This is a genomic window from Verrucomicrobiota bacterium (genome assembly GCA_039027815.1).
GTDB lineage: Bacteria > Verrucomicrobiota > Verrucomicrobiia > Verrucomicrobiales > JBCCJK01 > JBCCJK01.
This window is the reverse complement of sequence record JBCCJK010000075.1, coordinates 1-1,522: the sequence shown is the minus strand read 5'-3', so window position 1 is coordinate 1,522 and position 1,522 is coordinate 1. Positions and strand designations below refer to the sequence as shown.

Genomic DNA, 1,522 nt, shown 5'->3' with positions numbered 1-1,522 from the left:
TAAGGGGCAGTAGGAGTGGGAGACCACCACCACCGGCTTGGCTCGGGAGCGGACGGGCTAGGGAACTCTCTTGGCCCGCCTTCTCATACCAAGCTCCAGAATTCACAGGAAGAATGGAGTGAAGGTGTTGTGTGGAAGAGGCGCTGAAGCGCGGGGAAGGAAGAGCCGGAGTCTTTCGAGCCAGCCCTGCGTTGCTCCTCGGGTACGGTGGCGGCACCGCCCCCGCGTCGCGCCATGGCCTGGCCCGAAATCCACTCGGCCATTCTACCAGCCAATTCTGCAGCTTGGTATCAGGAGGACCCTGGTGCACCCGCTCTGCGGACCGGCGGGGGATTTCGGCGGCTGGAGGACGCTTGGCAAAGTGCTTGCTCGGGAGCGGGTGGGCCACGAGGGGGAGAAGTATGGGAGCGGGGTGCGCGTCGGTTTTGCTGGTTTTGAATCCGCAGGCCGGGCCCTCGATGCAGCCTGCCCCTCGAGCTCGGATCGAGAGATGGATGGAGGAAGAGGGGGTGAGCTATGAATTGCGAGAGACGAAGGCGGCCGGCGATGCCCGACGTTGGATGGCGGAGACGGCGCCCTTCCAGCGCGTGGTGGTGGCCGGGGGGGATGGCACGGTCATGGAGGCCCTGAGTGGACTGATTGAGAATGGGAGTTCGCTGCCTTTGGGGATCTTGCCGCTGGGAACTGGAAATCTTTTGGCGCGGGCGCTTTCGCTGCCGAGCGATTTACTGGAGGCTCTGGAGGTGGCCGTGGCCACCGGGAAGGAGTCCCGCCTGGATGTGGGCTTTTTGCCGGATCGCAAGGCCTACTTCGCGGTGGCGGCGGGAGCTGGTTGGGATGCGGCTTTTCTGCGGGAGACGAGTCGGGATCTCAAACGTCGCTTCGGTTTCTGGGCCTATGTTTTCACGGGCATCAAGAATTTGTTCACGCTTCGTCGCTCGCGGGTCATGATTCGAGTCGATGGCCAAGAGGAGGTCTTCCGAGCCCACACCGTCATGCTGATCAATGTGGGAGAGATTTTGGGGCCGGGCTTTCAGATTCACGAGGAGATCAGCGCCCAGGATGGTCGCTTGGACTTGGCAATCGTCCAGACGCGCAGCTTCTGGAGAATCCTTGGGATTCTGATCCGCCTGCTTTTGAGGCAGACTTGCGATGAGCGGGAACTTTCTTTTCGCGCGGGCCAGAGAATCGAGGTCACGGCCGACCCGCCGCTGCCCTTGGAAATCGATGGAGACCCCATCGGGGAAACTCCTTTCGTGGTGGAGGTCCAAGCTGGGGCGGCCCGGCTGATCGGGCCCGGGTAGGGCTTCGCGATAGGAATGGTTCTGAATGGGTCTGATACCAAGCTCCAGAATTCACTGGTAGAATGGAGGGAAGGTGTTGTGGGGAAGAGGCGCTGAAGCGCGGGGAAGGGAGAGCCGGTGTCTTTCGAGCCAGCCCAGCGTTGCTCCTCGGTTACGGTGCCTGCACCGCGCCCTCGTCGCGCCTTGGTCTGGCCCGAAATCCACTCGGCCATTCTACC

General features: G+C 62.3%; 1 protein-coding gene. It reads left to right on the top strand.

Annotated elements, in window-relative coordinates; translation table 11 throughout:
* Positions 1-401: 401 nt before the first annotated feature.
* Complete coding sequence (locus AAF555_12245; GenBank protein ID MEM6912336.1) at positions 402-1,304, top strand: diacylglycerol kinase family protein; 903 nt, start codon at positions 402-404, stop codon at positions 1,302-1,304.
* Positions 1,305-1,522: the final 218 nt, after the last annotated feature.

Bases quoted from the DNA above. Each gene is read 5' to 3' on its own strand.
- AAF555_12245 (MEM6912336.1), top strand. From the start codon at position 402: ATGGGAGCGGGGTGCGCGTCGGTTTTGCTGGTTTTGAATCCGCAGGCC.